The organism is Sphingomonas sp. Leaf21 (assembly GCF_916858675.1).
Lineage (GTDB): Bacteria > Pseudomonadota > Alphaproteobacteria > Sphingomonadales > Sphingomonadaceae > Sphingomonas.
This window is the reverse complement of record NZ_CAKASM010000002.1, coordinates 197,308-223,053: the sequence shown is the minus strand read 5'-3', so window position 1 is coordinate 223,053 and position 25,746 is coordinate 197,308. Positions and strand designations below refer to the sequence as shown.

At 67.5% G+C, this 25,746-nt stretch carries 25 protein-coding genes; 11 read left to right on the top strand and 14 right to left on the bottom strand.

Annotated features, from left to right (window positions below):
* The first annotated feature begins 3 nt into the window (after window positions 1-3).
* Complete coding sequence (locus tag LRP66_RS03610; protein ID WP_230481137.1) at window positions 4-1,059, top strand: ribonucleotide-diphosphate reductase subunit beta; 1,056 nt, start codon at window positions 4-6, stop codon at window positions 1,057-1,059.
* A gap of 69 nt (window positions 1,060-1,128) precedes the next feature.
* Here LRP66_RS03610 and LRP66_RS03605 read toward each other — a convergent pair whose 3' ends face one another.
* The 5 genes from LRP66_RS03605 to LRP66_RS03585 all read right to left on the bottom strand — a co-directional run bounded on the left by LRP66_RS03605 (window position 1,129) and on the right by LRP66_RS03585 (window position 4,413).
* Window positions 1,129-1,461, bottom strand: coding sequence for an HNH endonuclease (locus LRP66_RS03605; RefSeq protein WP_230481136.1), 333 nt, complete (start codon window positions 1,459-1,461; stop codon window positions 1,129-1,131).
* Between the two features lie 94 nt (window positions 1,462-1,555).
* Window positions 1,556-2,188, bottom strand: a complete 633-nt coding sequence (locus tag LRP66_RS03600) for an outer membrane protein (RefSeq protein WP_230481135.1) — start codon at window positions 2,186-2,188, stop codon at window positions 1,556-1,558.
* Window positions 2,189-2,427: 239 nt separating this feature from the next.
* Window positions 2,428-2,754 (bottom strand): MliC family protein, encoded by a 327-nt coding sequence (locus LRP66_RS03595; RefSeq protein ID WP_230481134.1) that lies wholly within the window; start codon window positions 2,752-2,754, stop codon window positions 2,428-2,430.
* A complete protein-coding gene (locus LRP66_RS03590; RefSeq protein WP_230481133.1) occupies window positions 2,751-3,092 on the bottom strand; it encodes a DNA primase in 342 nt (113 codons plus the stop codon). The genes LRP66_RS03595 and LRP66_RS03590 overlap by 4 nt, the downstream gene beginning before the upstream one ends.
* A gap of 73 nt (window positions 3,093-3,165) precedes the next feature.
* The gene (locus tag LRP66_RS03585) at window positions 3,166-4,413 is read right to left on the bottom strand and encodes a multidrug effflux MFS transporter (RefSeq protein ID WP_230481132.1); all 1,248 of its coding nucleotides are present in this window, start codon (window positions 4,411-4,413) and stop codon (window positions 3,166-3,168) included.
* Between the two features lie 189 nt (window positions 4,414-4,602).
* On the opposite strand from LRP66_RS03585, the gene LRP66_RS03580 reads away from it, so the two are divergent.
* Window positions 4,603-5,097 carry a hypothetical protein gene (locus LRP66_RS03580; RefSeq protein ID WP_230481131.1) on the top strand — a complete coding sequence of 165 codons (495 nt, stop codon included), beginning with the start codon at window positions 4,603-4,605 and terminating at the stop codon, window positions 5,095-5,097.
* 70 nt (window positions 5,098-5,167) lie between these two features.
* Window positions 5,168-6,124 (top strand): isopenicillin N synthase family dioxygenase, encoded by a 957-nt coding sequence (locus LRP66_RS03575; RefSeq protein ID WP_230481130.1) that lies wholly within the window; start codon window positions 5,168-5,170, stop codon window positions 6,122-6,124.
* Window positions 6,125-6,362: 238 nt separating this feature from the next.
* Here the strand turns inward: LRP66_RS03575 and LRP66_RS03570 are convergent, their stop codons facing one another.
* On the bottom strand, window positions 6,363-7,652 hold the full coding sequence (locus tag LRP66_RS03570) for a homoserine dehydrogenase (RefSeq protein ID WP_230481129.1): 1,290 nt from the start codon (window positions 7,650-7,652) through the stop codon (window positions 6,363-6,365).
* Window positions 7,653-7,775: 123 nt separating this feature from the next.
* Here LRP66_RS03570 and LRP66_RS03565 point away from each other — a divergent pair, with 123 nt between their 5' ends.
* The gene (locus tag LRP66_RS03565) at window positions 7,776-8,345 is read left to right on the top strand and encodes a 3'-5' exonuclease (RefSeq protein ID WP_230481128.1); all 570 of its coding nucleotides are present in this window, start codon (window positions 7,776-7,778) and stop codon (window positions 8,343-8,345) included.
* Window positions 8,346-8,496: 151 nt separating this feature from the next.
* Here the strand turns inward: LRP66_RS03565 and LRP66_RS03560 are convergent, their stop codons facing one another.
* The 5 genes from LRP66_RS03560 to LRP66_RS03540 all read right to left on the bottom strand — a co-directional run bounded on the left by LRP66_RS03560 (window position 8,497) and on the right by LRP66_RS03540 (window position 11,279).
* A complete protein-coding gene (locus tag LRP66_RS03560) occupies window positions 8,497-8,931 on the bottom strand; it encodes a hypothetical protein (RefSeq protein ID WP_230481127.1) in 435 nt (144 codons plus the stop codon).
* 13 nt (window positions 8,932-8,944) lie between these two features.
* Window positions 8,945-9,361, bottom strand: a complete 417-nt coding sequence (locus tag LRP66_RS03555; RefSeq protein WP_230481126.1) for a hypothetical protein — start codon at window positions 9,359-9,361, stop codon at window positions 8,945-8,947.
* Window positions 9,362-9,470: 109 nt separating this feature from the next.
* Complete coding sequence (locus LRP66_RS03550) at window positions 9,471-9,740, bottom strand: hypothetical protein (protein WP_230481125.1); 270 nt, start codon at window positions 9,738-9,740, stop codon at window positions 9,471-9,473.
* Between the two features lie 59 nt (window positions 9,741-9,799).
* On the bottom strand, window positions 9,800-10,234 hold the full coding sequence (locus LRP66_RS03545; RefSeq protein ID WP_230481124.1) for a CoA-binding protein: 435 nt from the start codon (window positions 10,232-10,234) through the stop codon (window positions 9,800-9,802).
* Window positions 10,235-10,328: 94 nt separating this feature from the next.
* A complete protein-coding gene (locus LRP66_RS03540) occupies window positions 10,329-11,279 on the bottom strand; it encodes an Mrp/NBP35 family ATP-binding protein (protein WP_230481123.1) in 951 nt (316 codons plus the stop codon).
* A gap of 71 nt (window positions 11,280-11,350) precedes the next feature.
* Here LRP66_RS03540 and hflK point away from each other — a divergent pair, with 71 nt between their 5' ends.
* The 5 genes from hflK to LRP66_RS03515 all read left to right on the top strand — a co-directional run bounded on the left by hflK (window position 11,351) and on the right by LRP66_RS03515 (window position 18,859).
* Window positions 11,351-12,481, top strand: coding sequence for a protease modulator HflK (hflK, locus tag LRP66_RS03535; RefSeq protein WP_230481122.1), 1,131 nt, complete (start codon window positions 11,351-11,353; stop codon window positions 12,479-12,481).
* Window positions 12,478-13,344, top strand: coding sequence for a protease modulator HflC (gene hflC / locus LRP66_RS03530; protein WP_230481121.1), 867 nt, complete (start codon window positions 12,478-12,480; stop codon window positions 13,342-13,344). Before hflK ends, hflC begins: the two co-directional genes overlap by 4 nt.
* A gap of 109 nt (window positions 13,345-13,453) precedes the next feature.
* On the top strand, window positions 13,454-14,983 hold the full coding sequence (locus LRP66_RS03525; protein ID WP_230481120.1) for a Do family serine endopeptidase: 1,530 nt from the start codon (window positions 13,454-13,456) through the stop codon (window positions 14,981-14,983).
* Between the two features lie 92 nt (window positions 14,984-15,075).
* Complete coding sequence (locus LRP66_RS03520; protein ID WP_230481119.1) at window positions 15,076-16,686, top strand: helicase HerA-like domain-containing protein; 1,611 nt, start codon at window positions 15,076-15,078, stop codon at window positions 16,684-16,686.
* Window positions 16,687-16,882: 196 nt separating this feature from the next.
* A complete protein-coding gene (locus LRP66_RS03515; protein ID WP_230481118.1) occupies window positions 16,883-18,859 on the top strand; it encodes an OPT family oligopeptide transporter in 1,977 nt (658 codons plus the stop codon).
* On the opposite strand, the gene LRP66_RS03510 is transcribed toward LRP66_RS03515, so the two are convergent.
* The 3 genes from LRP66_RS03510 to queF all read right to left on the bottom strand — a co-directional run bounded on the left by LRP66_RS03510 (window position 18,834) and on the right by queF (window position 23,095).
* Entirely contained in the window at window positions 18,834-20,117 is a 1,284-nt protein-coding gene (locus tag LRP66_RS03510) for a glycoside hydrolase family 130 protein (protein WP_230481117.1), read from the bottom strand. The two genes, LRP66_RS03515 and LRP66_RS03510, sit on opposite strands and share 26 nt — an antisense overlap.
* A 63-nt stretch (window positions 20,118-20,180) precedes the next feature.
* The gene (locus LRP66_RS03505) at window positions 20,181-22,451 is read right to left on the bottom strand and encodes a glycosyltransferase family 4 protein (RefSeq protein ID WP_230481116.1); all 2,271 of its coding nucleotides are present in this window, start codon (window positions 22,449-22,451) and stop codon (window positions 20,181-20,183) included.
* A gap of 203 nt (window positions 22,452-22,654) precedes the next feature.
* Window positions 22,655-23,095, bottom strand: coding sequence for a preQ(1) synthase (queF, locus tag LRP66_RS03500; RefSeq protein WP_230481115.1), 441 nt, complete (start codon window positions 23,093-23,095; stop codon window positions 22,655-22,657).
* A 21-nt stretch (window positions 23,096-23,116) separates the two neighbouring features.
* On the opposite strand from queF, the gene LRP66_RS03495 reads away from it, so the two are divergent.
* Complete coding sequence (locus tag LRP66_RS03495; RefSeq protein WP_230481114.1) at window positions 23,117-24,649, top strand: cryptochrome/photolyase family protein; 1,533 nt, start codon at window positions 23,117-23,119, stop codon at window positions 24,647-24,649.
* Window positions 24,650-24,896: 247 nt separating this feature from the next.
* Window positions 24,897-25,745: a sulfurtransferase gene (locus LRP66_RS03490; protein ID WP_329959235.1), complete on the top strand. Its 849-nt coding sequence runs from the start codon at window positions 24,897-24,899 to the stop codon at window positions 25,743-25,745.
* Window position 25,746: the final 1 nt, after the last annotated feature.

Sequence of the window (25,746 nt, the reverse complement as noted above, 5' to 3'; positions counted from 1 at the left end):
CTCATGTCCCTCCTCCAAGCCTCAAAGCAGTACAAGCCCTTCGAATATCCCTGGGCGTTCGAATTCTGGAAGCGTCAGCAACAGCTTCACTGGCTGCCCGAAGAGGTGCCGCTGGGCGAGGATTGCCGCGACTGGGCGCAGAAGCTGACCGATCACGAGCGCAACCTGCTGACCCAGATCTTCCGCTTCTTCACCCAGGCGGATGTCGAGGTGCAGGACTGCTATCACGAGAAATATGGCCGGGTGTTCAAGCCGACCGAGATCAAGATGATGCTGACCGCGTTCAGCAACATGGAGACGGTGCACATCGCCGCCTACAGCCATCTGCTCGACACGATCGGCATGCCCGAGAGCGAATATGGCGCCTTCCTCGAATATGCCGAGATGAAGGACAAGCATGATTACATGCAGAATTTCGGCGTCGACAGCGACGAGGACATTGCGCGCACGCTGGCGATGTTCGGCGGCTTCACCGAGGGCGTCCAGCTCTTCGCGTCCTTCGCGATGCTGATGAACTTCCCGCGCTTCAACAAGATGAAGGGCATGGGCCAGATCGTCTCGTGGTCGGTCCGCGACGAGAGCCTGCATTGCGAAGGCATCATCCGCATGTTCCACGCCTTCTGCCAGGAGCGCCAGTGCCTGACCAAGGCGGTCAAGGACGACATCGCCGACGTCTGCCAGACGACGATCCGCCTGGAGGACAATTTCATCGACCTCGCCTTCGAGATGGGCCCGGTCGAGGGGATGAAGCCCAAGGAGATCAAGAAATATATCCGCTACATCGCGGACTGGCGGCTTAGCCAGCTTGGGTTGAAGCCGATCTACATGATCGACGAACATCCCCTGCCCTGGCTGACCCCGCTGCTCAACGGCGTGGAGCATGCCAACTTCTTCGAAACGCGCGCGACCGAATATTCGAAGGCGGCGACGCGCGGTCAGTGGAACGACGTCTGGGACGCGTTCGACACGCGGCAGAAGGCCAAGACCGCCAAGGCGGCCAACGAGGAGCCGAGCGAGACCGGCGACATGTTCTCGGCAGCGGGTGTCGCGGCCGAGTGATTTCGAGAGGGCGGGCTTTGGTCCGCCCTTTTTCGTTCGCGTGAAGCCGCGCCGCGGCGTGAACCAGCCTTACCGCGCCCCGCGCGTCGGCGCATGGAAGTCCGCCGGTTTCTCCGCGATCCACTTCACGAATCGCGCGACATCCGGATGCGCGCGCAGCACCGCGAAGTCGGAATAGTCCCGCGCCAGTTCGGCATTGGACAGCGTGGCATGGATCGTCCGGTGGCAAATCGGATGCACCGGCACCGTCTCGCGCCCGCCCTCGCTCTTGGGAACCGGATGGTGCCATTCCACCTTCGCGCCCAGCGCCCGCCCGCACAGCGCGCAGTGCGGCAGAGCCCCCCGCTCGACCCGTTCGGCGGCGGCCGCCAGCCCCGCCTTGCGCTTTACCCGTCCGACCATCGACCCCGATATGGGATGTGCGACGCGCATAGAAAACGGGGTCCGGCATCGCTGCCGAACCCCGTTCCTTTACGCCAACTGGATCCGACAGGGATCAGAAGTGTGCGACGACACCCGCCATCGGGCGGAACGAATGCGCGTCGTCGAAGGTCGAGACTTCCATACGGAGGCGCAGACCCGAATTGCCGGTCAGGCCGCCCAGACCGATGTCCTTGGGGCCGACTTCCGCGCCAACGCCGTACACGGTGCCGTGATAGTCGCGGTTCAGGTCACCCGCGACGCCCGGCGCGAAGTTGTGGAAGTTGTTCCAGCGATAGCCGACCTTGCCGTAGAACAGGCCGCTCTCACCGGCGCGGAAGCCCGCGCGGCCATAGGCGCCATACTGCCAGTCGATGTCGCCCGACACGCCCTTGGCGACCGAACCTTCGGCACCGACGAACACGGGGCCCAGCGGGATGTTGGCGCCGACGATGCCCTCGACCAGCGCGCCGTCCAGGTTATAGCCCTTGGGCTGCGCGGGGATACCGGCGACCGACTGGCGATCGAACTGCTCCCAACCACCCATGATCGCGACATAGGGCTCGATACCGAAGGCGCGGGTGCCGTCGGGAGCGGTCGCGGCGGGGGCCGGAGCCGCCGTCGTGTCGGTGGTGTTCATGTCCTGCGCCATGGCAGGCACGGCGACGAACGCAGCCGCCGCGGCGGCGACGAGGGAAAGCTTACGCATGTGAGATACCCTTCTCTTATTCTATGTGGGGCGGCGGTACGACCGCTCAGCCCAGGCCCGCTTAACCGGTCAAATCGTCAGGGGTTGCACGCCAAACGCGATTTTTGGTCGGCTTCTGGTCTGCTGTGTTGGAAATGCCACAGTTCCTGTCACCCGGATGAACCAATTGGGGCAGAATGGGGCAGAATGAGGCGACCGCGGATTTCCGCCATTTTTCGGCCGGGTTTGTCCGAATATCGTTAACGCATTGCGGTGCAGCGAAGCGAATCGCCGGTGGGGCGTGTCAAAACCACCTCACCCCGCTTGCCGCGAAGGTCATGGCCGAAACCTTGGTAATGGATCCCCGAGGCGACCGGTTCGCCGGTCATCCGCACCTCCAGATCGCCATCGAGACGCAGCAAGGCGGTATCGTCGCGATTGTCGAACCGCACCCAGAAGCGGCTGCCATTTTCGCACTGGAACGTGGTGGAGATCATCGGCGGCATGGCCGCGCGGGGATCGGGCATGGTCGAGCAACCGACCAGCACGATCCCGCCCGCCGCCAGGGCCACGGGCAAGCGCGTCATGGCCGAAGCGCGGTGTCGTCGGCTTCGTCGATATCGCCGTCGGCGACCGTGTCGTCCTCGAAATCCTCCTGAAGATCGTCCTCGTCGACGTCGTCGGCATCCATGTCGACCGACGCGTCGCTGGTCCCGACCTCTTCGGAGTCCATGTCGAGCTCGCCGATCGGCTCGTCCTCTACCGTATCGTCGCCCAGATCGGGTTCGATATCGGTCAGCAGCACGCCATCGGTCGGGCCGTTGCGCGTCGCCTCCAGGATTTCGGCGCGCTGGCTCTCGTCATAGCCTTCCTCGTCCCAGCCGTCGTCGCCGGGTCCCTGGCTGGGAACCTGATGTCCGCCCATCTTTGCCTCCTGTGCTCGGTGTCAGGGGAGGAACGGTGCGGCGGGCCGGGCGGTTCCCCGCCGCTGGCCACGCTCAGGTCGGGCGGAACATCCGCCCGCGCTCGGTCAGGAACACCACCGCGAAGGCCACGCACCCGGCGACGAGGAAGCCCAGCGTCAGCGGCCGCGTGGTCGAATCGAACGCCTGGCCGATCCCCGCCCCGATCAGCGAGCCGATCGTGACGCTGGTGAAGCCCTGCACGCTCGACGCGGTTCCGGCGATCCGCCCCATATTCTCCATCGCCATCGACGAGAAGTTGGAGGTCGCCAGGCCGAAGCACGCCATGGTGATCGCCTGCAGCACCGCGAAGACGATCAGCGAATCGCCCCGGACATGCGCCACGCCCAGATGGATCGCCGATACGAGGATCAGGATGGTGACCGCGCTATGGCTGATCACCCGCGTGCCCAGCCGCATGACGATCCGCGAGTTGAGCAGGTTCGCCGCCGCCATCGTGACCGAGGTCGTGGCGAAGATCAGCGCGAGCAGCTTCTCGCGCCCGAAGGTCACCGCCATGATCGGCTGGACCGAATTGAGATAGCCGTAGAGCGCCGCCATCAATGCGGTCGCCGCGAGCGTATAGCCGAGCGACAACCGGTCGCTCACCGTCTCGCGCCAGCCGCCGAGGATTCGCGGCAGCGAGATGGGCTGTTGCGCCTCGGGCGCCAGGGTCTCGGGCATCCGGACCGAGAACCAGATGAGCACCAGCGTCGCCAGCCCCGCGATGGTCCAGAAGATCAGCCGCCAGTTGCCAAACAGCAGGACCAGCTCACCGAATGCCGGGGCGAGGATCGGCACGATCATGAACACCATGAAGGCGATCGACATCACCTGCGCCATCGCGCGCCCGTGATAGCAGTCGCGGACCAGCGCCACCGTCGCCACCCGCGTGGCGGCGATCGCCGCACCCGCGCAGACCCGCGCGACGAGCAGCAGCGGGAAGCTGGCCGACACCGCCGCCGCGCCATTGGCGATGACGTAGATGACGAGCGCGACGATCAGCACCCGCCGCCGCCCATAGCGATCGGCAAGTGGCCCATGGACGAGCTGCGCCACGCCGAAGCCGATCAGGAAGGCGGTGACGACGAACGGCCGCGCGGCGGGCGACGCATGGAGGCTTTCCCCCATGGCGGGCAGCGCGGGGAGCATCGAATCGATGCCGAGCGCGGTCAACGCCATCAGCGCCGCGATGAGAAGGACGAACTCGACAAAGCCGATCGGCGCGCCGGGCGGCTCCGCCACGACGGACGCCACCGGAGCAGCGGAACGGGATTCGGACATGATGGCTGTCCCTTAGTGGGATCGGACCGCCAGGGGAACCCGCGAAACGATCCGAAGGGCGATCCCGTTGGCCAGGAAAGGTCATGCCCCCAGGAACGGCGCGACGTTCAGCGCGTCGACAGCATCCCCGGCCCAAGACCTGCAAATCGCCGTATTGGATCAACAGGGTATGCAAGGGAGTTTGCCGCCATGATCTTTCCATACCGCATCGGACCGGCCCTGCCGCTGTTCGCCGCGCTTGCCCTGTCGGGCTGCGACCGCCCCCAGGGCACCTCGGTCACGATCAACAGCGCGGACGGTGACACACTGGCGTCCGTCGACGGCAAGTCCGGCGAAGTGAAGCTTGCGCTGCCGGGCTTCCAGGGCGCGTTCAAGCTTCCGAAAATGTCGCTGGAGGCCGATGATTTCGAGCTGAACGGCGTGCATCTCTATCCCGGCTCGACCATTCGCAACGTCGATGTCGGCAATGGCCGCGACAAGGCGTTCATGATGACCTTCGACAGCCCGGCGGACCCGGCGACCGTGCGAAGCTGGTTCCGGGACAAGATGGGCGAGGCGGACTTCACCCTGACCGACGACGGCGGCGTGCTGGTCGGCAAGACGGCGGAGGAGAAGCCCTTCCGGCTCGACCTGCGCCCGGCGGGCGGCGATCGATCGACCGGGGTCATGACATTGGGTGGATGACGCACCCTGTTCCGATGGGCCGGGCGCGCTATAGTGATGACAGTTTTCTGGATTTTCTGGACATATTGCCATGACCGACACCCGCTCCGCCGAGGTTCCGACCCTCAGCCTCGCCGATCAGGACCGCGATCCGGAGGGCTTTGCCGCCGCGCTCGGGGGTTCTTTCGAGCGCTTCGGCTTCGCCATCGTCGCGGATCACGGGGTGCCCGCCGACCTGATCGACCGCGCCTGGACGCAGACCCGCGCGCTGTTCGACCTGCCCGAGGACGAAAAGCGCCGCTATCACGTCCCCGGCGGCGGTGGCGCGCGCGGCTATACGCCGTTCAAGACCGAGATCGCCAAGGATGCCAAGGTCGTCGACCTCAAGGAATTCTGGCATGTCGGCCGCGAACTGCCCGAGGGGCATGGTTATGCCGACCGGATGCCCGCCAATATCTGGCCCGAGCGGCCGGAGGGCTTCCGCGAGGATTTCATCGCGCTGTTCTCCGCGTTCGACAAGGCGGGCGACCGGCTGCTCTCGGCGATCGCGTGTCACCTGAAGCTCGATCCGCACTGGTTCGATCCGGCGGTGAAGGACGGCAATTCGGTGCTGCGCCTGCTCCACTATCCGCCGATCCCCGCCGATGCCGAGGGCGTGCGGGCGGGGGCGCATGAAGACATCAATCTCATCACCCTCCTGCTCGGAGCCGAGGAGGCGGGGCTGGAACTGCTCGACCGCGATTCGGGCGAGTGGCTGGCGATCCGGCCGCCCGAGGGAGCGATGGTCGTCAATGTCGGCGACATGCTGCAGCGGCTGACCAACCATGTCCTGCCCTCGACCACCCACCGGGTCGTCAACCCGCCGGTCGAGCGGCGCGGCTTCTCGCGCTACTCGATGCCGTTCTTCCTGCATCCGGCGCCCGATTTCCTCATCAAGACGCTGCCGGGGACGATCACCGACGCGCATCACGATCGCTATCCGGAGCCGATCACCGCGCACGACTATCTGTTCGAGCGGCTGGTGGAGATCGGTTTGATCAAGAAGTGAGTGTCGGGGGGCGGGCTCGGTGAGACACCGCCCTCCCCCAGCCCCTCCCGCCTGCGGGAGGGGAGCGGCAAGACCGAGGTTTCGAATTCTTCCAACAAGGCTCCCCTCCCGCCAGCGGGAGGGCACCCGTTAAAAGTCCCCCCCCCCGCCTGCGGGAGGGGCACCCGTTAAAACTCCCCTCCCGCAAGCGGGAGGGGTTGGGGGAGGGCACGGGGTCTCACCGAGACCTCCCCCGCGATCACCCCAAAATATGCATCAACAAGGGCTGCCCCACCAGGCTCTGGCTCCCGCGCAACCGCTCCAGCGCCTGCGCCACCGCACGCTCCGGCCCCTCATGCGTGACGATCGCGATCATCACGCCGCCGTCCGCCGCCTCGCCACGCTGGATCAGGCTTTCGATCGAGACGCCCGCGTCGCGCATCGCCGCCGCGATCTCGGCCAGCACGCCGACCTTGTCCTGCACCGTGAAGCGCAGATAGGCGCGCCCGCGCCGCTCGCCGCTGTCCGCCCTGGCCGCCTCGGTCAGTTCATGGGCGGGCATGGCGAAGGACGCGCCATATTCGCCGCGCGCGATGTCGATCAGGTCGGCGACGACCGCGCTGGCGGTCGGGCCGTCGCCCGCGCCCGCGCCCTGGAACAGCAGGCGGCCGACGAAATTGCCCTCCGCGACGACCGCATTGGTCGAGCCGGTGACATGCGCCAGCGGATGGTCGAGCGGCACCAGATGGGGATGCACCCGCTGGAACAGGCCGTTCGCCCCCTCCTCGGCCACGCCGACCAGCCGGACGCGGTAGCCGAGCGATGCCGCCTGCGCGATATCGGCGGCGAGCACATGACGGACGCCGCCGACCGCGACATCCTTGAACGCGGGCTGGGTGCCGAAGGCGATCGCGGCCAGGATCGACAGCTTGTGCGCGGCGTCGACACCGTCGATGTCGAAGCTGGGATCCGCCTCCGCATAACCGAGCGCCTGCGCCTCGGCGAGCACCTCGGCGAAGTCGCGACCTTCCGCCTCCATCTTGGACAGGATGAAATTGCAGGTGCCGTTGAGGATGCCATAGACCCGCGCGATGGCGTTCGCCGCCGCGCCTTCGCGAAGCCCCTTGATGACCGGGATGCCACCCGCCACCGCCGCCTCGAACTTGAGCGCGGCGTTCGCGGCTTCCGCCTTCCGCGCCAGTTCGAGCCCGTGATGCGCCAGCATCGCCTTGTTGGCCGTGACGAAGCCGCGCCCGGCGTCCAATGCGGTCCGCGCCAGCGTGAGCGCGGGGCCGTCCGAGCCGCCGATCAGCTCGACCACCACATCGGCATCGGGGAGCGCGGCGAGCGCGGCGGTGTCGTCGACCCATTCGAAGCGCGACAGATCGACGCCCCGGTCCTTGGTCCGGTCGCGCGCGGAGACGGCGACGATCTCGATCGGGCGACCGGCACGCCGGGTAATCAGCTCGCGGTTCGCATCGAGCAGGCGGATGACGCCGCCGCCCACCGTGCCGAGTCCCGCCAATGCCACCCGCAATGCGTCACCCATAATCGAAATCCCGTACCCTCAGCATTCACAGAGCCTCGGCGGGTAGCGGATAGAAATGGTCGCTGTCGAGCCTGACCGCGACCTTTTATTGCTTGAGGCGGCGTATCTCGCTAAATACGCGGGATGATCTCCCCCGATTTCGTGGTCGTCGACGTCGAGACCGCCTGTTCGCGCACCAGCAGCATCTGCCAGATCGGCATCGTCGGCTATGCGGCGGGGGTCGAGGTGCTGGCCTATGAGACGCTGGTCGACCCGTGCGACGAGTTCAGCCTGTTCAATATCGGTATCCATGGCATCACCGCCGAGCATGTGCTGGGCAAGCCGACGTTCGCGCATCTTCATGCCGAACTGGCGGGCCATCTGGCGGGGCGGGTGACCGTCGCGCATTCGGGATTCGACAAGGGCGCGCTGGGCCGTGCGTGCGAGCGGGACGCCCTGCCTCCGATCGCCGCGCGCTGGCTGGACAGCGTGACGATCGCGCGGCGAGCCTGGCCCGACCTGCCCAACCACAAGCTCAATACGCTGGCGGGTTTCCTCGAACTGGAACACCGGCATCACGACGCGCTGAGCGACGCGCGCGCGGCGGGACAGGTGGTGCTTCGCGCGATGGCGCAGACCGGACTGACGCTGGCCGACTGGTTCACCCCACCGCCCTCGGCCAGAGCGCGCGCCAAGCGACAGGTGAGGGCCTAAGCGATCCCCCTTCCTCCCCATCGTCAGATGGGGAGGGGGACCGCGTCCGCAGGGCGTGGTGGAGGGGCGGGGCCGGTCCGTCGCGCCCCTCCACCACCGCTGCGCGGCGGTCCCCCTCCCCAGGCGCGCCTGGGGAGGGAGGAGGGCGGCCTCAGGGTTCGAGATGCCCTTGGGGGCCCGGGCCGTCGAGCGCGATGGGGACGCGGTTGCTCTTGTCGCGGGCCTTGTCGGCCAGCTTGCTGATCCCGATCCGCGCCTCGTTGGCGAGCAAGAGTGCGGGCGCGAGGATGTTGAACCCCGTCTGGCATCCCCACTGGCTCGCCGCGCATGGCGTGCCCGACGCCCGCAGCGCGCCGGCCCCGGTCATCTCCGGATTGGATGGGACGGGCCCCGCCGGCACCTCGTCCGGGACGACGGGGATGCGATCGTCCGCCTGACGACGCCCGCAGACGACCACGTCCTCCACGGTTCCGGCGGACGCCGGACAGGGATCCTTCGCCAGGATCGAGAAGCGCTCCGTCCCCGGCGCGGCGGGCGGGGGAGAGGCGGGGGTCGCCTGCAGGGCGATCAGCAACAGCGCGAGCATCGGCACATCTCCGTCAGGGCGCGGGCTTGCGCAGCGTCGGGCCGCCGCCGCTGCGGGGGTTGGTCTCCATCGTCACCCCGGCGAAGCCACCGCCGACGAGGAAGGGCGACATATCCTTGACCGGATTGCTCCGCGCCAACAGCCGGGTCCGTTCCTCGGACACCCCTTCATGGCGGGGATCGCCGGGTTCGGGCCGGACCTCGAAGGGATAGCGGAAGCGATCGGCGTTGCGGCGGCCGCAGACGGTGACGTCGGTCGAATCGGGATTATAGACGCAGCGGGTCTGGACGCCGCTGGCCGCGCGAGTCCGGGTCATGATCGACTCTACCGACGGCGGTGGCGATGGCGATACCGGCTGCGGCGGTGGCACCGGCGGCGGGGCCTGACCGGGCACCGCCATCATCAGCATGGCCATCATCGTCGCCACCATGACACCCTCCCGGCATCGCGAGTCCCCCGGCCTTGGCCCGAGGCGGGGGCGCCGTGCCCCTTCTACGATCGACGACCAGTATCGCTGCGCCTGTGGCGTTTTTAGGGCATCAATCGATCTGGGTGCGGAACAGCGTGCGGGGCTTGCTGGTGCAGTATTTGTCGCCGACCACCGCGCAATAGGTGCCGTCATTGGCGAAGGCGCGCGCCTTCGAATCGATCGGCACGCGGTGATCCTGCGACAGGCGATAGGGCGACGGACGCGCCCGGCCCGGGCAGCTGCCCGGCATACAGGCGGGGGTCAGGCGCGGCAGCGTCATCATATGACCGCCCGCCCCATGCGGCGCGGCCAACAGCAGCAGGATCGGCACCGGCACCATCGATAGTCTCCCCTGTCTTTCCGTCGAGCCTTGAAAATTTTCGCTGGACCGCGCGAGCCTCAATCCTGTCCGACCGGCGCGATCCGCAGCCGGGGGATCTCGATCGCGGGACAACGGTCCATCACGACCTTCAGCCCGGCCGCCTCCGCACGCGCCGCCGCCGCTTCGTTGACGACGCCAAGCTGCATCCAGATCGCCTTGGCGCCCATCGCGATCGCCGCGTCCACGACGTCGCCGACCGCGTCCGAGCGGCGGAAGATATCGACGATGTCGATCGGGTCGCCGAGCTGGCCGAGTTCACGGAAGACGAACTCGCCATGCACATGCTCGCCGGTGATCTGGGGATTGACCGGAATCACCCGGTAGCCGTGATCCTGGAGCCGCTTCATCACACCATAGGACGGCCGGTCGGGGCGGTCCGACGCGCCGACCAGCGCGATGGTCCGTGCCTCCTGCAACAAGGCGCGAATATCCTGGTCATCGGTCAACGGCATGGACGGTCCCCTTGCACGACCGCCCGTCCGGCTTGTGGCATCGACGGGATACCGGCGGTCTACCGGGCTCCAACGCCCCGCCGACCCGCCGGTTTCATCCGTGTCGGAGCCAGTCCGCGACCGTCTTCGCGAGCGGCGCGAAGACGAGGTCCCCCTCCCCCGCCGCGGGCGGCTGGCCAGCGTCGGAGGCGGTGCGAATCGCGATGGTCAGCGGCACCCGACCGAGGAACGGGATGCCGAGTTCCGCCGCCGCCGCTTCCGCCCCGCCCGATCCGAACGGATCCGAATATTCGCCGCAATGCGGACAGCGATAGCCCGCCATATTCTCGACCAGGCCGATGATCGGCACGCCCGCCTTGGTGAACAGGTCGATCGCGCGACGCGCATCGATCAGCGCGAGGTCCTGCGGCGTCGACACGATCACCGCACCGGCCGGACGATGCTTCTGCACCATGGTGAGCTGCACGTCGCCCGTCCCCGGCGGCAGGTCGAGGACGAGCAGTTCGGTCGCGCCCCAGTCTCCATCGACCAACTGGCTGAGCGCCCCCGCCGCCATCGGCCCGCGCCAGGCGATCGCCTTGTCCGGCTCGACCAGCTGCCCCATCGAGAGGAGCGACACGCCATAGGGCGTCGGCACGGGTTGCAGCTTGCCGTCCTGCGCGACCGGCTTCACCCCCTCGGCCGCCATCAGCCGCGGCTGCGAGGGGCCATAGATATCGGCATCGACCAGCCCGGTCTTGATCCCGCCCCGCGCCAGCGCGATGGCGAGATTGGCGGACAGGGTCGACTTGCCCACCCCGCCCTTGCCGCTGGCGACCGCGACGATACGCCGTTCCCGCTTCTCGGCGGTCAGGACGACGCGGACATCCTCGGCCCCCGACCGGATCGCGGCGGCCTTCACCTCATCCTCCAGCGCCTGTCGACCCGCGCCGTCGAGCCCCGTCGTGTCGAGGACGACGCCCGCGCGCGCGCCCTCCATCCGCACATTGGCGCGCTTGCCCGCCACCGCGGCCACCGCCGCCTTTACCGTCTCGATGATGCTCATGGCGGCCAGATAGGATGCGATACACGGCTTGGCACTGTTTTTGTCGGCGAACCGTTCCTATAACGATGTTCATGAGAAAGCTGACGGGCCGGTTTCAACGCCCCCCCAATCTAGCCGCCGAAACGCCGAAGGGCCCCTGGGGTGGGTCCGGAGAGGACTCCGACGGCGGTCCCCGCAATCCCTGGGCCGTGCCGCCGGGTGGCCGCAAGGCGCCGGGCAAGCCCACCGCGCTGGATGAATTCATCCGCAAGGCGCGCGGATCGGGCGGCGGAGGTCCGGGCGAAGGTCCCGGCGGATCGGGTGGCGGCTTTGGCGGCCTGCCCGGCGCGCCCGGCGGCCGAACGCTCTGGGCGATCGGCGCGGCGATCCTGATCGGCATCTGGGTGCTCTACACCTCGATCCATCCGATCGGGCCGCAACAGCGCGGCGTCGTCACCTATTTCGGCCGTTACACCGGCATATTGGAACCGGGCATCCAGCTTACCGCCCCCGCCCCGATCGCCAGCGTCCGCGTGCTGGACGTGCAGAAGATCCGTACCGAGAATTTTCCGGAAGGCTCGGGCGCGAATCTGGTCCTGACCGGGGACCAGAACATCATCGACCTGACCTATTCGGTTCGCTGGGACATCGCCAATCCGCGCGACTATGCCTTCCGCCTCGCGCAGCCGCAGGAAACCGTCCGCGCCGCCGCCGAAAGTGCGATGCGCGCGGTGATCGCCGAGACGACGCTGGACCAGGCGCTGGGTTCGGGCCGCACCGGCATCGAGCAGCGCGTCCAGGAGATGACCCAGTCGATCCTCAACGAGTATCGCTCGGGCGTCCGCATCCAGGGCGTCGCGATCAAGCAGGCCGCCCCGCCGCAGCAGATCGTCGACGACTTCAACAAGGTGACGGCGGCGCAGCAGCGCGCGGTCGCCGATGTGAACCAGGCGCGTTCCTATGCGCAGCAGGTGATCGCGCGGGCCCAGGGTGAAGCGGCGCAGTTCGACAAGATGTACGAGCAATATCGCCTCGCCCCCGAAGTGACGCGCCGCCGCATGTATTACGAGACCATGGAGGCCGTGCTGGCCAAGTCGGACAAGACCATCGTCGAGACCCCCGGCGTCGTCCCCTATCTGCCGCTGTCGAAGGCGCGCCCGGCACCGCCACCGCCCGAGGTCGCGACCCCGACGCCCGCCCCGCAGCAGGGAGGCGGCCAGTGAACGGCCTGACCCTTCGCAACCCGATCGTGCTGGGCGTCGCCCTGCTGGTCGCGGTGATCGTCGCGGCGGCGACCTTCGCCATCGTGCCCGAGACCAAGCAGGCCGTCATCTATCGGTTCGAACAGCCCCGGCGGATCGTCAACGGCTATCGCCCCGACGAGGATCTGGGGTCGAGCGGCGCCGGACTGATCGCGCGCATTCCCTTCGTCGACCGGATCGTCTGGGTCGACAAGCGGGTGCTCGACCTCGACCTGGAGAAGACCCAGGTCCTGTCGACCGATCAGCTGCGCATGAATGTCGACGCCTTCGCGCGCTTCCGCGTGGTCGATCCGCGCCGGATGCTGGCGACGGCGGGCAGCGTGGACGGCGTCATCAACCAGCTTCGTCCGATCTTCGGCTCGGCGCTGCGTAACGAGCTGGGCAAGCGCCGCTCGACCGAGCTGCTCAGCCCCGAGCGCGGCCAGGTGATGGACGCGATCCAGGTGCGACTCGACCGGATCGCGCGCCAGTACGGCGTCCAGATCGTCGATGTACGCATCAAGGAGGCCGAACTGCCGCCGGGCACGCCGCTGGAAAGCGCGCTCGCCCGGATGCAGACCGCGCGTCAGCAGGAGGCGATCACCATTACCGCGCAGGGGCAGAAGCAGGCGCAGATCGTGCGGGCCGACGCCGATGGCCAGGCCGCGCAAATCTATGCGCAGGCCTTTGGCAAGGATCCGGGCTTCTACGACTTCTATCGGGCCATGCAGTCCTATCGCCACACCTTCGCCGCCGATGGCAGCAACCAGGGACATGGCAGCACGCAGATCATTCTGTCGCCCGAGAACAGCTATCTGAAGGAATTCACCGCGCCGGGTCGATAGTGGCATTTTCCACCTTTCGACCCGTTCATATTCAAGCGTCGTTCAGCCAAACCGTGACATATAGGCCACGGTCAAACCGAATTTTCTTCATTGAGAGGACTTTAGCCCAGTGCGCTACGCCTACGCCATTACCAGTGCGCTCCTCCTCGGTGGCGCGACCGCGACCCTGGCCCTCCAGCCCGGCACCGCGCAGGTCGCGCAGAACGAACCGGGTGCGATCCAGGCCGTCGCGCCGCGCGCCGGTGCGCCGATGAGCTTTGCCGACATGGTCGCCAAGCTCCAGCCCGCCGTCGTCAACATCTCGACCAAGCAGTCGATCACCGTGAAGCAGCAGGCGAACCCGTTCGCCGGTACGCCGTTCGAGGGCTTTTTCGGCCAGTTCGGCGGCCAGGGCGGACCGCAGCCGCAGAAGCGCGAAGGCGCCTCGCTGGGTTCGGGCTTCCTGATCTCGCCGGACGGCTATATCGTCACCAACAACCATGTGATCGCACCCGGCGCGCAGGGCGCCTCGGTCGACTCGATCACCGTCACGCTCAACGATCGCAAGGAATATACCGCCAAGGTCGTCGGCCGTGACGAAACCTCGGACCTTGCGGTCCTGAAGATCGATGGCAAGAACCTGCCATTCGTCCGCTTCGGCGATTCGTCGCGTGCGCGTCCCGGCGACTGGGTGCTGGCGATCGGCCAGCCCTTCGGCCTGTCGAGCACGGTGACCGCGGGTATCGTCTCGGCGGTGCACCGCGTCACCGGTCAGGGCGGCGCCAACGACCGCTTCATCCAGACCGACGCCGCGATCAACCAGGGCAACTCCGGCGGCCCGATGTTCGACATGAACGGCAACGTCATCGGCATCAACAGCCAGATCTATTCGCAGTCGGGCGGTAACATCGGCATCGGCTTCGCCATTCCGGCGGAGGATGCCAAGCCGATCATCGATCGGCTGATGAAGGGCCAGAAGATCGAGCGCGGCTATCTGGGCGTCCAGATCGGTGGCCCGGTCAATGACGATGTCGCCGCGTCGCTGGGCGTGCCCAAGGGCCAGGGCGAGATCATCGCCAAGGTCGAACCCGATGGTCCCGCCGCCAAGGCCGGTCTGAAGGCGTTCGACGTGGTCACCAAGGTCAACGGCCAGCTCGTGACGCCCGAACAGACGCTGTCCTATCTGATCGCCAACGTGCCGCCGGGCGGCCGGGTCCAGATGGAGGTGCTTCGTGCGGGCAAGCCGGTGTCGCTGACCGCGACCGCCGCGACCCGTCCGTCGAACGACGAACTTCGCGCGACGATGGGCGATGGCTCCGACGCGTTCCCGGACGATGACGACGATGCGCAGGTCGCGCCCACCGCGGGTGGCGGGCTGGGTCTGTCGGTCCAGGCGCTGACCCCGGCGATCGCCCGCGCGATCAACGTCGATCCCTCGACCCAGGGCGTGGTCGTCGCCGCCGTCGATCCATCGAGCGACGCCGCCTCCAAGCTCAAGCGCGGCGACGTGATCACCGCGATCAACGGCACCGCCGTCCGCAGCGCCGCCGACATTCAGCAGATTGTTGCCCAGGCGAAGGCGGCGGGTCGCCCGCAGGTGCTAGCCCAGATCACCCGCGCCCGCATCGCCGGCGCGCTGATCCCGCTGCGCATCAAGTAACGACCGGACCTCAAGGCAAAAGGCCGTCGCATCCACCGGGTGCGGCGGCCTTTTCCTATTCCCGTCACGAAATGCCGCGATAAGATGCGGGCATGGACGGAATCTTCATCGGCATGGGTGGCGGCAAGCCACAGGCGATCGACCTCAAGCGGGCCAACCGGCACGGACTGATCGCGGGTGCGACCGGCACCGGCAAGACGGTGACGCTGCAGACCATGGTCGAGGGATTTTCCCGCGCCGGCGTTCCCAGCTTCGTCGCCGACGTGAAGGGCGACCTGTCGGGACTCGGCATGGCGGGATCGGCGATGGGCAAGACCCATGCCGCCTTTTCCGCCCGCGCGGCAGAGCTTGGCCTGACCGACTGGTCCTATGACGCATCGCCGGTGCAGTTCTGGGACCTGTTCGGCACGCAGGGGCATCCCGTGCGCGCCACCGTGTCGGAGATGGGGCCGCTGCTCCTCGCGCGGATGATGGGGCTGAACGAGACGCAGGAAGGGGTGCTGACCATCGCCTTCCATGTCGCCGACAAGGAAGGGCTGCTGCTCCTCGACCTGGACGACCTCCAGGCGATGCTCGCCGATTGCGCCGCGCGCGCCGACGAGCTGACGACGAGCTACGGCAATGTCTCCAAACAGTCGGTCGGCGCGATCCAGCGCGCACTGCTCCAGTTGCGCACGCAGGGCGCCGAGCATTTCTTCGGCGAGCCCGCGCTAGAGCTCGCCGACATGATCCGCACCGACGAGACGGGGCGCGGCGTGGTCAACATCCTCGCCGCCGACCAGTTGATGGCGAGCCCCAAGCTCTACGCCACCTTCCTGTTGTGGCTGCTGTCCGAACTGTTCGAACAGCTTCCCGAGATCGGCGATCCCGACAAGCCCAAACTCGTCTTCTTCTTCGACGAGGCGCATCTGCTGTTCGACGAGGCCGCGCCCGCGCTGGTCGATACGATCGAGCGGGTGGCGCGGCTGATCCGGTCGAAGGGCGTCGGCGTCTATTTCATCACCCAGAATCCGATCGACATACCCGACAAGATCGCCGGGCAGTTGGGCAACCGGGTCCAGCACGCATTGCGCGCCTTCACCCCGCGCGACCAGGCGGCGGTCCGCTCCGCCGCCGAGACGTTCCGGGCCAATCCCGGCGTCGACGTGGCGACCGCGATCACCGAGCTGAAGGTCGGTGAGGCGCTGGTGTCGCTGTTGCAGGCGGACGGTTCGCCTTCCCCGGTCGAACGGACGCTGATCGCGCCGCCGCGCAGCCGGGTCGGCCCGGTAACGCCGGACGAGCGCAAGCTGCTGGTCGAGACCGATGCGGTGGGGACCAGGTACGATCAGGCGGTGGACCGCGAATCCGCCGAGGAACTGCTCGCCGCCAAGACGCAGGAAGCCGCCGCCGCCGCCGCCGAGGCCAAGGCGCAGACCGAGGCCGACAAGCAGGCGGCCCAAAGTGCGAAGGCGGACGCAAAGGCCGCCAAGGAGGCCGAGCGCGCGCGGATCGCGGAACAGCGCGAATCGGCGAACTCGCCCTGGGCCAAGATGGCGACCAGCGCCGCCCGCTCGGCCAGCTCGTCGATCGGGCGGCAGGTCGCCAACGAGATCGGCAAGCAGGTGTTCGGTGGCGGATCGCGACGCCGGTCGAGCGGCGCGGGCGGCGGGTTGGTCGGCGCGGTGGTGCGGGGCGTGTTGGGGAATCTGTTCCGGGGATGAGGGTCTGACTGCGCCCCCCCTCTCCCCTCAGAGAGGGGCGAGGGAAGGACAGGCATGGTTGAATGTCGGTCGGTCTTGGATTGGGATGACATGGGGTCGACCCCAAGCCGAGTCCCTCCCCAGAAGGGGAGGGGTAAATCAATCCGACGTCATCATGCTCTAGGCGCACGCCCCACACTCTGTCACATCTGCGCGCATGAGCCGTACTCCAACGACCGCCGCGCCCGTCGCCGAACTCACCCTTCGCGGGATCGCGCTGGGCGGGATCATCACGCTGCTGTTCACCGCCGCGAACGTCTATCTGGGTCTCAAGGTCGGGCTGACCTTCGCCACCTCGATCCCGGCGGCGGTCATCTCGATGGCGATCCTGCGCTATCTGCCGAACAGCTCGGTGCTGGAGAATAATATCGTGCAGACGGTCGCGTCGGCGGCCGGGACGCTGGCCGCGATCATCTTCGTGTTGCCGGGGCTCGTCATGATCGGCTGGTGGCAGGGTTTCCCGTACCTGCTGACCGCAGGGATCACCGCGACCGGCGGTATCCTGGGCGTCATGTTCTCGGTCCCCCTGCGCCGTGCGCTGGTCGTCGACACCGACCTGCCCTACCCGGAAGGTCGCGCCGCCGCCGAGGTCCTGAAAGTCGGCGCGGGCAGCCGCGAGGGCGAGGCGGAGAGCGCGGTCGGGCTGCGGCTGATCGTGGTCAATGCCATCGCCTCGGCCGGGTTCGCGATCCTGACCCAGACCAAGCTGGCGGTAGCCGAGGCGGCGATCTTCTTTCGCACCGGCGCGGGTGCGAGCGGGATCGCGGGTGGTTTGTCCTTCGCGCTGATCGGGGTCGGGCATCTGGTCGGCCTGTCGGTCGGGCTGGCGATGCTGCTCGGCATCGCGATCGGCTGGTGGGTGGCGCTGCCCATCCTCACCGCCATGGCCCCGTCGACCGCGCCCATCGCCGAATGGGCGGGCGCGATCTTCAGCAGGGACGTGCGCTTCCTGGGTGCAGGCGTGATCGGCGTGGCGGCGATCTGGACGCTCCTGAAGATCATCGGCCCCGTCATCGGCGGCATCCGCTCGTCGCTTGCCGCCGCTTCGGCCAAGCGCGACGGCGCGGTGCTGGCGATCGGCGAGCGCGACCTGCCGATCGGCATCGTCGCGGCCGTGGCGCTGGCGACCCTGGTCCCGATCACGGGGCTGCTCTGGTCGGTGATCGCGGGTGGCCCGCTGGCGGCGTCCGGCGTCGCGCTGATCGGCGGCGCGCTGCTGTTCATCCTGCTCATCGGCCTCGTGATCGCGGCGGTATGCGGCTATATGGCCGGTCTGATCGGCGCGTCGAACAGCCCGGTGTCGGGGATCGGCATCCTCTCCGTCCTCGCCGCCGCGCTCCTGCTGGTCGGCCTGTTCGGGCGTGGTACGCCGCCGGAGACGACGCAGGCGCTGGTCGCCTATGCGCTGATCGTCACGGGCGTGGTGTTCGGCGTCGCGACCATCTCCAACGACAATCTTCAGGACCTCAAGACCGGCGAACTGGTCGGTGCGACGCCGTGGAAGCAGCAGGTGGCGCTGGTCATCGGCGTCGTCTTCGGCAGCCTCGTGATCCCGCCCGTCCTCGACCTGCTCAACGCGACCTTGGGTTTCGCGGGCACGCCGGGTGCGGGGCCCAACGCGCTGTCCGCACCGCAGGCCGCACTGATCTCGGCATTGGCCAAGGGCGTGCTGGGTGGCGACCTCAACTGGGGGATGATCGGGATCGGCGCGCTGGTCGGCGTGGGCGTGATCGTCGTCGACGAGATTTGCGGCAAGCTCGGCTGGTTGCGCCTGCCGCCGCTGGGGGTCGGGCTGGGCATCTATCTGCCGATGACCGCGACGCTGCCGGTCGTGCTGGGCGCCACGATCGGCCATGTCTATGACCGCTGGGCGAGGCAGAGCGCCAATCCGGAGGCGGCCGAGCGGCTGGGCGTGCTCGCCGCGACCGGCCTGATCGTCGGCGAAAGCCTGTGGGGTGTCGCCTTTGCCGGGATCGTCTACCTGACCAACTCGGACGCGCCGCTGGCGCTGGTCGGCGACGGCTTCGCCACCCCCGCGCTGATCGGGGGGACGCTGGTCTTCCTGGGGCTGGTGGCGGCGCTGTATCGCAATACGCGCCGCCAGGTCATCACATTGCCGCCAGCAGCTCGCTGATCTTCACGAAGGCGAAACCGATCGAGCTGTCCGCGATGCCATAGGGCAGGAACAGCGAGTCGCCGTGGCGGATCGCGCCGCACGAATAGACGACGTTGGGCACATAGCCCTCGCGGTCCTGATCCTTGGCGGCGAGGATCGGCAGCTTGGTCCGACCGAGCACCTTGGACGGATCGTCCTTGTCGAGCAGCGCCGCGCCGATCGAATATTTGCGCATCGCACCGACGCCGTGGGTCAGCAGCAGCCATCCCTCGTCCGTCTCGATGGGCGGGCCGCAATTGCCGATCTGGACCAGCTCCCAGGGGAAGACCGGGGTGAGGATTTTCACCCCCTCGTCCCAATGGGTCAGCGAGTCGGACTTGAGCAGGAACAGATTCTCGCCGTCCTGCCGCCCGATCATCATATATTGCCCGGCAACCTTGCGCGGGAACAGCGCCATGCCCTTGTTACGCGCCGCCGAGCCGGTCATCGGCACCAGGTCGAACGCGCGGAAATCGCGGGTGCGCATCAGCTCGGACTGGATGCCCGAGCCGTCATAGGCGGTATAGGTGCCGATCCACTCGACCGCGCCGTCGTCATGCGTGAACTGGACGATCCGCATGTCCTCCAGCCCCTTGGACTGGGCATGGGTGATCGGGAAGATGACCGTGCCCGACAGGGTCGAGTCGCGGTGCCGGTAGACGGTGATCGGCCCGCTCGGCGCATCGTCCTCGCCCCAGCCATGGACGTCGGTCGCGGTGGCGAAGGGCGGCTCGGGCGCGAGGCGAAGCTGGTTCTGATCGTTGATGATGCCTTCGCGGAACGCGACCGAGGAGATGTGCCCCTCGCCCACCGCGCGCATCGACATCAGGATGCGCTGCGACCCCGGCTGGATGCCCGTCTGGTCGAAGTGCGGCACCGCCGACGGATTCATCAGCGCGGCGGCGGCATAGCTGTATTCGTGGCAGAAATAGGCGCCGATCAGCTGGCGCTTCTCGTCGCTGATCTTCGCCCCGTCGAGCTTCAGCATATCCTCGATCTGGTCATAGCGCGTCATGAAGACCCGCCGCGTCTGCCAGTGCCGCGCCTCGAAATCCTTCAGCACGGTTTCCAGCTGGTCGCGCGCTTCCGCCGGCGTCATCGCCAGGACCTCGCCCACCAGACGCTCGGTCCGGCTCGGCGGCGCGCCGTTGCCACCCGCCCATGCGATATGGAAGGGCCGCACCACGACGCGCGAAGGATCGGCATGAAGCCGCAGCCGGTGGTTGAACAAATCCATCGCGCTACCGTCTCGCCATTTTACCTAAAACGCTCGTCCCATCCCCCGTTACGCATGAGCGCGTCAGGCGATGTGACGATCGGCTCCTGCCATGGATGCACCGGATTGGCAAAGGCTAGCGATCGCACAATTGGCGAGTTGCAGCGCCAGGATCGATTCGGCGCCCTGGTTGCGGTTGAGCCCGGTCGGCATCAGCCCGTCGAAGCAGCCGCCATCATTGGCGGTCGCCAGCGGCAGGTCGAGGTCGTTGGCGCCCAGGAACCAGCCATAGGCCCGTTCGCCCTCCGCGATCCAGCGCGGGTCGCGCGTCGCGACATAGGCCGACTGGCACGCCTCGACCGTCGCCTGTGCCTCCAGCGGCTGCTGGTCGAACTGCAACGGTTCGGCATAGGGACGACCGAAGCTTTCGCTGCCGACCGCGCGGAAGCGCCCCTCGGGCGAGGTCTGCTTGCCGACGATCCATTCCAGCGTCGAGATGCCGCAGTCGATCAGATCCTGGCGGCCCAGCGCGCGCCCCGCCTCGATCAACGCCTGCGGAACGCGGGCATTGTCATAGGCGAGCACGATCTCGAACCACTGCCATTCCGGCCGCCGTGCCTCTTCGAGCAGCGCGAGATGCAGGTCGGGCATCTTTTCGAGGATCGAGCGGGCGAGCTGGTGCCCCGGCCGGGCCTCCAGCATCGCGGCGGCACCCAGCATGGCAAAGGCCTGCGCACGAAGCGAACCCAGGTCGAGCGCCAGCGACGCGGTGGCGTCGAACCACATCTGCGCCCAGTCGCGATGCTTGGCGAGCTGCGCGTCGCGTGCGGTCACGCCCAGCGCCCAGAGGGTACGGCCGTTCGAATCCTCCGACCCGACATCCTCGCACCAGCTACGGTCGAAGCGCATGAAGTTGCGATAGCGCCGCGCCTCCGGGTTCCAGGCATATTGCAGGAACGAGGCGTAGATCGTCGTCCACTTGTCGCGCGCCACCGGATCGATGTCGGGCGCCTGGGTCATGAAGATCAGCGCGCGGGCATTGTCGTCGATGCAATAGCCGTGGCGTCGATCGGGCACCGAATAGATCGCATGTTGCAACATGCCGGTCGAATCGCTCATCCGCTCGACCGCCGCCAGGTCCGGGGCCAGCGGCGTGATCGCGCTATGCTGGCTGGCGGCGATCCGGCGGGGGCGGGCGTTGATCGCGGTCCCGATCAGCGCGACCGCCGCCTCCGCCAGACGTGGCCAGATCATCGTCCGGCCGCGCGCATAGGCACGGCTCGACAGGCGATTGCGCGCCGCCTCGTCGCTCAGCAACCGGTCGATCTCGCGCGCGAAGGCCGCAACGTCGCCGAACGGCACGAGCACGCCATGTTCGTCCGCGAGGATCTCGGTGGCATGGACATAGGGGGTGGAGATCACCGCCTTGCCGACGCCGATGGCGTAGGACAGCGTGCCGCTCGTGATCTGCGCCGGGTTCGAATAGGGGGTGGCGTAGATGTCGGCCGCCTGGAGATAGTCGAGCAGTTCGTCATGCTCGAGGAAGGAGTCGACGAACGCCATGTTGTCCGCCACGCCGCGCGCGTCGGCCAGCGCCTTCAGCCGGTCGCGATACGCCTCGCCCTCATGCGCGATCAGGTTGGGATGGGTCGCACCGACCACGACATAGAGCAGCTCGGGATGATGCGCGACGACCGCGGGCAGCGCCTCGATGATCGTCTCGATCCCCTTGTTGGGCGCGAGCAGGCCGAAGGTCAGAACGACCTTGCGTCCTTCCCAGCCGAAACGCGGCTTGAACGCGTCTGGGGTCAGCAGCGCGCGATCGGGAACGCCGTGCGGGATCATCGCGATCTGGCGCGGATCGGCGCCGTAGACGCGCTGGAGAATGTCGCGGCCCTTGTCGGCCATGACGATGATCTTGGCACAGCGGCGGAGCAGCCCCTCCATGACGCGGCGCTCGTCCGCCGAGGGCTTTTCGAGCACGGTGTGGAGCGTCGCGATGACGGGCAGCGTGGTACGGTCGAGCAGCGCGAGCAGATGCTCGCCCGCGGCCCCGCCATAGATGCCGTATTCGTGCTGGACCCAGATCGCCTGCGCGCCGCTCGCCTCGATCCGCCGGGCCATGTCGATATAGGCCGCCCGCTCGTTCTGCGGGATCGCGGCGGTCACGGCGGGGGGATAGGCATAGCGGCCGGGGTGGTCGTCCATCGCGTAGACATCGACCTTCAGGTCGGGGAAGCGATTGCAGAGCGCGGAGTAAACGTCCGTGGTGAAGGTCGCGAGCCCGCACTGCCTGGGCAGGAAATTACCGATCAGCGCCAGACGTTCGATCACGGTTCCGTTCGCATCCACCATTTTGCTTGTCCTTGCAGGCGCGAGGGATGGCGGCGATCCGCACGTCCCCTCTCGTATACCATGAACACGTGGTCGGCACGATGGTTGCACCCAGTGTTACATTTTCGCTGCACTGCAACCGGAAACAGCGACCGAAAGGCCCGAAAACGGGCTATTCAGAACGACTTGGCAAAATGCTGGATAGGCGAAATCGAATGCGCCGTTCACCCGCGTCCGCGATAGCCCGCGACGCCCTGGTCGGGCAGCCACAGGGCGGCGGGGGGTGCCGACGACTGCCAGAACACGTCGATCGGGATGCCGCCGCGCGGATACCAATAGCCGCCGATGCGCAGCCAGACGGGCTTCATCTCGTCGAACAGCCGCTCGCCGATGCCGACGGTGCAATCCTCGTGGAACCCCGCATGGTTGCGGAAGCTGCCGAGGAACAGCTTGAGCGACTTGGACTCCACGATCGTCTCGCCGGGCACATAGTCGATGACGAGGTGCGCGAAGTCGGGCTGGCCGGTCACCGGGCATAGCGAGGTGAACTCCGGCGCGGCGAACCGGATCAGATAGGTACGCCCCGGACGGGGGTTGGGAACATAATCGAGCACCGCCTCTTCCGGGGAAGCGGGCAGCGCGCTGGTCTGGCCGAGATGCTTCATGAAAGGCCATGTAGGACAGCCATGCCCAAAGCGCCAACGCTGATCCCCATCCTGGGCGATCAATTGTCGATGAACCTGTCCAGCCTGGAGGGCGCGGACCCGAAGCGCACCGTACTCCTGATGATGGAAGTGGAGGACGAGACGGGCTATGTCCGCCATCACAAGGCCAAGATCGCCTATATCCTGTCCGCCATGCGCCACCATGCCGCGGCCTTGCGGAAGGCCGGTTGGACGGTCGATTATGTGAAGCTGGACGATGCGGACAATGCGGGCAGCTTCACCGGTGAGGTGGCGCGCGCGGTCGAGCGGCATTCCCCCGAACGCATCGTCGTCACGCAAGCCGGCGAGTGGCGCGTCGCCGCGATGCTGGAGGCGTGGGAGACGATGTTCGGCATCCCCGTCGACATCCGCCCGGACACCCGCTTCATCGCGACGCAGGCCGAGTTCGAGGACTGGGCGAAGGACCGCAACGAGCTGCGCATGGAATTTTTCTATCGCCTGATGCGCCGCAAGACCGGGCTGTTGATGAAGGGCGACAAGCCCGAGGGCGGCAAATGGAATTACGACGCGGACAACCGCAAGCCCGCACCCAGGAAGGACAAGCCGCCCGAGCCGCTGGCCTTCGCGCCCGACCGGATCACCCGCGACGTGCTGGCGCTGGTCGCGGCGCGGTTCGACAATCATCCCGGCTCGCTCGACGGATTTGCCTATGCGACGACGGCGGAGGAGGCGCAGCAACAGGCCGAGGCGTTCATGGCGCACGCGCTGCCCAAGTTCGGCGACTATCAGGATGCGATGCTGACGGGCCAGCACCAGCTCTGGCACTCGGTCCTGTCGCCCTATATCAATTCCGGGCTGCTCGATCCGCTCGACCTCTGCCGGATGGCGGAAGGCGAATATGAGGACGGGAATGCCAGCCTCAACTCGGTCGAGGGCTATATCCGCCAGATCATCGGCTGGCGCGAATATGTGCGCGGGCTCTACTGGCATGTCGGGCCCGATTACGTAGACCGCAACTTCCTGCGCGCGACGCGGCCGCTGCCGGGCTTCTACTGGACCGGCGAGACCGACATGCACTGCATGGCGGAGGCGCTGGGCCAGACGCTGGCGACCGCGCACGCGCACCATATCCAGCGGCTGATGGTGACGGGCAATTTCGCCATCCTGATCGGCGCGGACCCGGCGGAGGTGCATCGCTGGTATCTGGAAATCTATGTCGACGCCTATGAATGGGTCGAGTTGCCCAACGTCGTTGGCATGAGCCAGTTCGCCGATGGCGGCATCATCGCGTCCAAGCCCTATGTCTCGTCGGGGGCCTATATCAACCGCATGTCCGATTACTGCGGATCGTGTCGGTACGACGTGAAGCAGCGGGTGGGCGAGGATGCCTGCCCGTTCAACGCGCTCTATTGGGATTTCCTGGCGCGGCACGAGAAGAGGTTCGGCGAGAATCCGCGCATGGCGATGCCCTATCGCAACTGGAACCGGATGGCGGCGGAGGACCAGAAGGCGATCCGGGCGCAGGCGGCAGGGTTTCTGAAGGGGTTGGAATAGCCGGATTTCCTTGGCCTTCGACTCCGCTCAGGCGGAACGGGGGTTGGTGTGGTGAACCCTCACCCCTGGCCGCTCCCCTCCCGCAGGCGGGAGGGGATGGGGGAGGGCCTGGAGCCTCACCGGGACCATAGCTTGCCGCCCTGCCCTCCCCAAACCCTTCCCACCTGCGGGAGGGGCTTACCGCGCCCGCGCTTGCGACGCCGCCATCAACGCGCCTAGGTACGGACCGAACCGACCGAGGAGCCCCATGATGCCGCCACTCATCACGCCGGACGAACTCGCCGCGATCGCGGGCGAGGCGGATGTCCGCATCCTCGACGTCACCTATTTCCTCGACGACGCGGATGGCGCGACCGCGCGGCGCGGCTATGAGGAAGGCCATATCCCCGGCGCACGTTTCGTGGCGCTGGGCGGGCTCGCCGATCCCGAGAGCGACCTGCCGATGACGCTCCCCCCCGCCGAGCATTTCGCCCACGCGATGAGCGCGGCGGGCATCGGTCATGCCGACCGGATCGTCCTCTACGATCGCTCGCCGCTGCACAGTTCGGCGCGGGTCTGGTGGCTGCTCACCCTGTTCGGGGCGAAGTCGGTGTCGTTGCTCGACGGCGGGCTGGAGGCATGGCGCGCCGCCGGGCAACCGGTCTTGGTCGGCCCCGCCGACGCGATCGACGCGCCCGGCCTGTTCGTCGCGCAGCCCGACCTGTCGCGCGTCCGCAGCCTTCGCGAAGTCCGTGCCCATGTCGAGGCGGGCGATGCGCAACTGGTCGACGCGCGCTCGCCCGGACGCTTCGCGGGCGCCGAGCCCGAGCCGCGCCCCGGCGTCGAGCCGGGCCATATCCCGGGTTCGCGCAACCTGCCCTATGCCAAGCTGTTCGAACCCGATGGCCGGTGGAAATCGCCCGACGCCATCGCCGCCGCCTTCGCCGCCGCCGGGGTCGATCCCACCGTGCCGATGGTCGGCACCTGCGGCTCCGGCATCACCGCCAGCGTCCTGGCGTTCGGCGCGGAGCGGATCGGCGCGATGATGCCGGTCTATGACGGAAGCTGGACCGAATGGGGCTCCGACCCCAGCACCCCCAAAGCGAAAGACATCTGAC